Annotated in this window: 5 protein-coding genes; 1 reads left to right on the forward strand and 4 read right to left on the reverse strand. The window is 70.3% G+C overall.

Annotation, left to right across the window (positions count from 1 at the left end; translation table 11 throughout):
* The first annotated feature begins 213 nt into the window (after window positions 1-213).
* On the forward strand, window positions 214-1,149 hold the full coding sequence (locus B1729_RS19955; protein WP_163634555.1) for a hypothetical protein: 936 nt from the start codon (window positions 214-216) through the stop codon (window positions 1,147-1,149).
* 228 nt (window positions 1,150-1,377) lie between these two features.
* On the opposite strand, the gene B1729_RS19960 is transcribed toward B1729_RS19955, so the two are convergent.
* The 4 genes from B1729_RS19960 to B1729_RS19975 form a co-directional block, all read right to left on the reverse strand.
* Window positions 1,378-2,442 (reverse strand): SDR family oxidoreductase, encoded by a 1,065-nt coding sequence (locus B1729_RS19960; RefSeq protein ID WP_239539731.1) that lies wholly within the window; start codon window positions 2,440-2,442, stop codon window positions 1,378-1,380.
* Complete coding sequence (locus tag B1729_RS19965) at window positions 2,439-3,575, reverse strand: bile acid:sodium symporter family protein (protein ID WP_163634557.1); 1,137 nt, start codon at window positions 3,573-3,575, stop codon at window positions 2,439-2,441. The genes B1729_RS19960 and B1729_RS19965 overlap by 4 nt, the downstream gene beginning before the upstream one ends.
* Window positions 3,572-4,975, reverse strand: a complete 1,404-nt coding sequence (locus B1729_RS19970) for an NAD(P)/FAD-dependent oxidoreductase (RefSeq protein ID WP_163634559.1) — start codon at window positions 4,973-4,975, stop codon at window positions 3,572-3,574. The genes B1729_RS19965 and B1729_RS19970 overlap by 4 nt, the downstream gene beginning before the upstream one ends.
* A 146-nt stretch (window positions 4,976-5,121) precedes the next feature.
* Window positions 5,122-5,844 (reverse strand): TSUP family transporter, encoded by a 723-nt coding sequence (locus B1729_RS19975; RefSeq protein ID WP_163616988.1) that lies wholly within the window; start codon window positions 5,842-5,844, stop codon window positions 5,122-5,124.
* Between the last annotated feature and the right edge of the window lie 80 nt (window positions 5,845-5,924).

Here is a 5,924-nt window from a genome sequence, read left to right on the forward strand (position 1 = left end):
CCGGAGGGGTGGTTGTGGTTCGGTTCTCTGGTGCGGTCCGGACATCGCCGGTTTCGGGGTGCCGGCGGCAGGCGATTCCTGGACCGGAGGGGGCGTGAACGCGCGCGGACCGACGCTCCTCCACACCCCCGTTTCGTTGCCGCAGATGCGGAGTCATCCACCGATCGCGAACACGGGCGGGCCCCCGGAGTCCTGACACGATGGACTCGGGGAATGGTGCGACACGCCTCTTCGTTCGGTACAGCCCCGTTCAGAGTCTCGGACGGCCTCTGCGCCGGATTCAGTCGCGCCGAACTGGACGGTCCGGGGTTCGAGCGACCCTTCTACGGAGTGCGTGAGCCGAAGTACGCTCACGCGGAGCGCGCGGCATCCGACGGACTCTCGTCGCGGGAGGTCGCGCTGCGCCTGTTCAAACGCAACTGCCGCGCGTTCGCCACCCGAATGGGGGAGGGGGACTTCTTCAGCCATGGCACCGCCCTGATCCTGCGCGGATCCCCGACGCCGGCCGCCTGGGACAGGATGATCCACGTGTCGAGCATCCGCCCGCGAAATCCCGCGCGGACGACGGGGGTGATCTCGCACCGTCTTGCAGTCAGAGCGCCCGCGTACCGGGAGGTCGGTGGCCTTCGCGTCGAGGATCCAGCGCGGGCGTGGGTGCAAGCATCCGCCCATCTGACCGATGTCGAGCTGATCATCGCGGCCGATCATCTTGTGGCGCGGCGTCGGAGGCTCGCAACGATTGACGAGCTCCGTGCGGAGGCCTGCTCGCGCCGCAAGCCTCGACTCGAACTGCTTCTCGACCTGGTGCGAGAGGGATCGGAGTCACCGTACGAGACCGATCTGCGTCTGCAGATCGTCGGTGCGGGACTCCCCGAGCCCGAGCTCGGGTGCAATCTCTACGCCGACGACGGGCGGTTCGTCGCGCGGCTCGACCAGGCGTACCCGGAGTTTCGAGTCGGTGTCGAGTACGACGGCCGCCAGCATGCCGCAGACGTACATCAGTTCGCCCGTGACGCCGACCGCTGGCGTGAGATCGATGAGACCGGATGGCGCCTTGTGAGGATCCTAAAGCACCACCTCGAGCCTGACCCGACCGCGGCCGTCGACATGGTGCGCAACGCGCTCCTCCGTGCAGGTTGGCGTCCGTGAATCACGCCAGCCGCCCCGTCTTTCGCTCTCCCCAACCGCGGTCCGGACATCGCAGGTCCCGGGGTGCTGGTGGCCAGCGATGTCCGGACCGCGCCGGCGGTGGTGGTCAGCGGCGGGTTTGCGGTCCGGACATCGCGGGTTCCGGGGTGCTGGTGGCCAGCGATGTCCGGACCGCGGCGATGCCCCGCTAGCGGAAGCTGGGGCGACGGAGGCTCAGCGGGTCCCGGGTCAGCGGCGAGCGACGCCGGGGTGGGTGTCGAGGTAGGCCTCGAATGCCTCGGCCGAGGTCCTCGCGGGCGTGTAGCCGAAGTCGCGCTTGAGTGCGTCGTTCGCGAGCACCGGGCGGTAGCGGAGGAAGCCCACCTGCTCGGGACCGTGGACCGTCAGGCGCAGCATCCGTCCGACCCGCAGCGCGAATCCGAGAAGCCCGGCAGGCACGGTGACGACCGGTTTGCCGAGGCGTCGGGCGATCTCGGGCACGGTCACCCGGCCGTCGCCGGCGACGTTGTAGACGCCGCGAGGACCGTCCGTCGCGGCGCGTGCCATGGCGCCGGCGACGTCGTCGACCCACACGAACACGAACGGCGACTCCGAGCCGCGCACCGCCAGCACCGCGCGGCCGTTCCAGAGGGCGGTGATCTGGTTCTGCACGGTGGGTCCGAGGATCGTGCCGATGCGGAACACCACCTGCTCGAGCTCGGGATGCGCGACGCGGTAGGCGGCGAGCAGCTGCTCGACGAGGCGCTTGTGCTTCGAGTACGCGAACTCGTCGTTGCCGCGCACCGGGTCGGACTCGCGGAGCCACTCGGGGCTGTCGGGGTGGTAGCCGTAGGCGGCACCCGACGACGACACCACGATGCGCCGCACACCCGCCTCGACGCAGGCCTCGAGCACGTGGCGGGAACCGTCGACGTCGACGCGGTACTCCAGATCGTGGTCGCGGCCGGGGTTCACGATCGCGGCGAGATGCACGACCACGTCGATGCGGTGGCGCTCGAGCAGCGGCACCAGCCCTGCGGCGCGCGTCACGTCGCACTCGTCGTAGATGACGCCCTCGATCGGATGCTCCGGCCGCCGCACGTCGCCCGCCACGACCAGTTCCACGTCGGGGCGCGCGACCAGCGCTGCGGCCACGTGGGATCCGAGGAAACCGGCGCCCCCGGTGACCAGCACCCGCACACGCTCGTTCGCGGTGTGGCGCGCGGCGCGATCGACCACCGTGATCGGCTGCGTCGAGAGGCTGCTGAGCGCGGCCGCGGCGCGCGCCGCGCCGGTGTGCCCTGTGCGGCTCACTCCGGTGCTCCCGCGGGCGCGCCCGAGTCCGAGCCCGACCCCGCGCCCGAGCCCGAGCCCGAGCCCGACCCCGCGCCCGAGCCCGAGCCCGGCCCCGAGCGCGACCCCGACCCCGACCCCGAACCGAAGTCCGACCCCGACCCCGCGCCCGAGTCCGAGCCCGATCCCGACCCCCGGGCCGCGGCATCCGTTCCCCGCAGCGCGTGGCGTGAGGCGTCCCCCTTGGCCGAGCCGGTCCTGCGGCGGGTGTGCCGGGCCCACAGAGCGGCGACGGCGAGGCCGGCGATGATGTCCCAGATGCCCCACCAGCCGGCGACGATGGCCATCCCGCCGAGGCCTCCGAAGAACGTGAAGACGAGACCGAGCCCGAGGCCGGCGTTGCGGATGCCCACCTCGAAGGTCATGGCCTTGCGCTCGCGCGTGCCGAGACCGCCGACGACGGCGGTGGTGTAGCCGATGGCGAGCGCGACCGCGTCGTGGATGGTGACGACGAGCACGATGATGCCGAGGAACGCCACGAAGTACGTCCAGTTGCCCGCGAGGGCGGCCACGATGAAGCCGACGAGCGCGAGCAGCGAGAACCACTTCACCCACGGCTGCACCCTGCGGGCGAAGGCGGGGAAGCGGTGCCGGATGAACAGACCGAGGGCGAACGGCACGCCGATGATGAGCAGGATGTCGCCGAGCATCACCCAGGGGTTGAGCTCGACGGCGACCAGCAGCTCGCTCGCGGTCGGGTGCAACGACCCCCAGAAGGCGACCGAGAGCGGCAGCACGAAGATGTAGAGGAGGTTCGACACAGCCGTCATCGATACCGACAGCGCCACGTTGCCGCCGGAGCGGTGCGTGAGCACCTGCGAGATGTTCCCGGGCGGGCAGCAGGCGACGAGGATCATGCCGAGCGCCATCGACGGCGTCACCGGCAGGATCAGGGTGAGCCCGAAGGTCACGGCCGGCAGCACGACGAGCTGCGCGATGATCGCGATGACGAACGGCTTCGGCTTGCGCGCGACGACCTTGAAGTCGTCGAGCGTGGTGTCGAGCGCGATGCCGAACATGATCAGCCCCAGCACCACGTTGAGCAGGACGAGCGTGCCCGGATTGAAGTTGAGGAGAACGTCGTCCGGGTTCATGCGGTCACCTTCTTCGACGAGGGCCTACGCACGGATGCCGACATCCTTCGGTCCGTGAGCCTGTCGAAGGGGCCGCGCCGCGACGTCGGCGCCGCGGCATCCGTCTTCAGCATCCGGGTGGCGGCGCGTACGGCACCGCGGTAGGCGTCTTTGTTGACGTAGTACGACATGCGCTCGAGGCCGAGGTAGTGGTAGCCGCCGGTGAGGTCGGGCCACGGCTCGCCGGCCACCCGCCGGCGGAAGGCCGCGGCGCGCTCGGGGTGCCGCTCCAGCGCCGCGAGGTAGGCGGCGATGAGCTCGGCCTGCTCGTAGCGGCCCTGCCAGCCGATTCCGGATGCCTCGATCATGCCCATCACGTACAGCCCGTTGAACGACGGGGTGAACGCGTTGAGGTACAGGCGCGGCGCCATGCCGGTCCACGCGAGCTCGCCGCGATCGACGAACGGGTAGTCGAGCTTGTACCCGGTCGCGAGGATCACGGTGTCGTACTCCGAGGAGGACCCGTCGCGGAAGCGGACGGCGCGGCCGTCGAAGCGGTCGATGTCCGGGACGATGCGCAGGTCGCCCTGGCCGAGGTGGTTGAGGATCAGGGTGTTGACGATCGGGTGCGACTCGTAGATCTTGTAGTCGGGCCTCGGGAAGCCGAACCGCACCGGGTCGCCGGTGAACGCGCGGAGCACCCGGGTGTCGACGAACTGCTTGATCCGTGCGGGCAGCGGTCGCCCCTGGTTGAGCGTGTCGGACGGCTTGCCGAAGAGGTACCGGGGCACGAAGTAGTACCCCCGCCGCACACTCATGTCGACGGAGGCCGCATGGTGCACCGCGTCGACCGCGATGTCGCAGCCGGAGTTGCCGGCGCCGATGATGAGCACGCGCTTGCCGGTGAGCTGCGACGCCGACTTGTACGCGCTGGTGTGCAGGAGCTCGCCGGCGAACTCGCCGCGGAACGCGGGGACGTTCGGCTCGGCCAGCGTGCCGTTGGCGAGGATGACCCCGTCGTACCGCTGCTTCAGCGGCTCGCCGGCGGCGGAACCGGTGGCTTCCAGCATCCATCCGCCGTCCTCGGTGCGCTCGAGGGAGGTGACCTTCGTGTCAAAGCGGAAGCGGTCGGTGAGCCCGAAGTGATCGGCGAAGTCGCGGAAGTACGCGATGAGCTCGCGGTGGCTGGGATAATCGGCGGTCGTCCGCATGGGGAACTCGGCGAACTCGGTGGTGGTCCGCGACGAGATGAGGTGGGCCGACTCGTACATGGTCGAGCGCGGGTTCTCGATGTCCCAGAGGCCGCCGACCCCACGGGACGCCTCGAAGCCGTCGAACTCGATGCCGGCCTTCTGCAGGGCACGGGCAGCAGACAGGCCAGACGGCCCGGCGCCGATGACGGCGTAGCGATGGTCGCTCATTGATCCTCACGTTCGTCGATGCGCACGTCCTCGTGCCGGCGTGACGATTCCGCCGACAGAACACTAAGCGTGAAGCAGCATTAACCGAAATCGAGTGTGCTCACGCCCCTGCGCGCCGGCACGACCGCCGCCGAGGGCGGAACCTCTCAAAGGAACAGTGCCAGGATGCCGCGCACCAGCACCACCGTCGCTCCGGCCCAGGCGAGCACGAGCATCGCCGCTCGGGCGATGCGCGGCGAGACGTTGCGGGACAGGATCGTGCCGATCGCGATGCCGGCGATCGTCGCGACGACGAGGGTGCCGACATCCTCGGCGGGGGAGACCGGGAGCCCGCGCAGCGCCACGGACACCACACCGAACACGGTGAAGATCAGCTGCGCGCTCGCCGCGAAGCTGCGCTGCGGCCATCGGTCGCCGACCGCGTAGGCCGCGAGCGGCGGGCCCGACAGGCCGCTCGCGACATGCATGAACCCGGCGGCCGAGCCTGAGACCACGGCGCCCATGCGTCCCGTCAGTGACGCGGAGAGGGCCGAGATCCGTCCCGCCAGCAGCGCGAGGAACGCCATCGCCGCGATGAGGAGCAGGAGGGCGGCGTCAGGCAGCAGGTGCACGAGCAGCGCACCGAACGGCGCGGCGACGATGCCGGGCCAGATGAGCCACCACGAGCGACCCCAGTCGATCTGCCGCCAGACCAGGGGGATGGCGACGAGGGACGCGACCAGCGCCAGCAGCACGCCGAGGGTGACGCCCTCGACCGGTCCGTACAGCAGGACGATCGGGCCGACCAGCACCAGCACGAAGCCGAGCCCGGTGATGCGCTGGATGACGGCAGCGACGAAGGCTGCGATCGCCGCGAGGATGACGGTCACGGGGTTCCAGTCTAGGCGGCGGGTGCCGGTCGTTCAGCCCGGTGTGGCCGGTGTGGCCGGTCGGCTCAAGGCGTTTCGTC

It is taken from the genome of Microbacterium sp. B35-04 (assembly GCF_010634885.1).
Lineage (GTDB): Bacteria > Actinomycetota > Actinomycetes > Actinomycetales > Microbacteriaceae > Microbacterium.

Bases quoted from the DNA above. Each gene is read 5' to 3' on its own strand.
- B1729_RS19955 (WP_163634555.1), top strand. From the start codon at position 214: ATGGTGCGACACGCCTCTTCGTTCGGTACAGCCCCGTTCAGAGTCTCG.
- B1729_RS19965 (WP_163634557.1), bottom strand. From the start codon at position 3,575: ATGAACCCGGACGACGTTCTCCTCAACTTCAATCCGGGCACGCTCGTC.
- B1729_RS19970 (WP_163634559.1), bottom strand. From the start codon at position 4,975: ATGAGCGACCATCGCTACGCCGTCATCGGCGCCGGGCCGTCTGGCCTG.